Annotated in this window: 1 protein-coding gene; it reads left to right on the top strand. The window is 63.9% G+C overall.

What is annotated here, in order from left to right; genetic code table 11:
- Positions 1 to 70 precede the first annotated feature (70 nt).
- On the top strand, positions 71 to 642 hold a 572-nt coding region (locus tag EN935_RS39175), incomplete at its 3' end, for an IclR family transcriptional regulator (protein WP_164771885.1).

The raw sequence follows: 642 nt of genomic DNA, 5'->3' as shown, positions 1-642 counted from the left end.
AATTTATGCTACTGTCCGAGTGAAAAACTTTTTCATTGTGCATCGGGCGAAATCGACAGAGAATGACGCCATGGAAACCACCGAAAAACGCCAGCGCGGACGGCCGCGCGCTTTCAACGGGCCATCGGAGGCCAGTTCGGTGCAGTCGCTCGACCGGGCGCTGCGCATCCTGGCCATTGTCGCGGAAGGCAGCGGCCTGTCGCTGAGCGAGATATCGGCGCAGAGCGGCCTTGCCGCCTCCACCGCCTACCGCATGCTGACGACGCTGCAAAACCACGGCATGGTCGAATTCGACACATCAGACCAGCTGTGGTCGATCGGCGTCGAGACCTACCGCATGGGCGCGGCGTTCCTGCGCCGCCGCAAGCTGGTCGACCGCGCCCGTGTCGTCATGCAGGAGCTGATGGAGAGAACGGGCGAGACCGCCAATCTCGGCGTCGCCGAGGATGATTGCGTCGTCTTCGTCAGCCAGGTCGAGACGCATCAGGCGATCCGTGCCTTCTTCCGGCCGGGCACGCGCAGCCCCTTCCATGCGTCCGGCATCGGCAAGGCGGTGTTGGCGCATCTCGAGCCGGAGCGCGTCGGAACCATCCTGCGCAAGGCAGGCCTGCAACGCTTCACCGACAGGACGCTGTCAGACAT

Source organism: Mesorhizobium sp. M7D.F.Ca.US.004.03.1.1 (genome assembly GCF_003998635.1).
Classification (GTDB): Bacteria; Pseudomonadota; Alphaproteobacteria; order Rhizobiales; family Rhizobiaceae; genus Mesorhizobium; species Mesorhizobium loti.
Note: the sequence above shows the minus strand (reverse complement) of the source record. Positions and strands in the feature narration are given on the sequence as shown.